Source organism: Methylobacterium sp. D54C (assembly GCF_053345595.1).
In genome coordinates this window covers 1-278 of sequence record NZ_JBKFAK010000275.1, presented here as the reverse complement: position 1 = coordinate 278, position 278 = coordinate 1, and the positions used below count along the sequence as shown (strand labels likewise).

At 73.7% G+C, this 278-nt stretch carries 1 pseudogene; it reads right to left on the bottom strand.

The window, feature by feature from the left end:
* A pseudogene (locus ACLBYB_RS33505) lies at positions 1 to 278 on the bottom strand (hypothetical protein); the annotation flags it as partial.

Genomic DNA, 278 nt, shown 5'->3' with positions numbered 1-278 from the left:
CGCCCGCCGGCATTCAGCGTGGTGCGGTCGTAGGCGGCCTTGCCGGGGCACACGTCCAGCAGGGCGTCGCCGTGGGCGCGGGGGACGTCGGGGCGCTCCTCGACCGGGACGCCGTCCGGCCCCTTGTTCACCAGGACCAGCTGGCAGACCTGGCCGACGACGCGCACGTAGGAGGCCCGGCCGCCCTGGGGCGCGAAGTGACCCTCTGTGATGCGGGCGCCACCCCGCTCCTTGCGGATCAGGCGGACCAGGGATGGTGCGACCAGAAATCGGCGAAC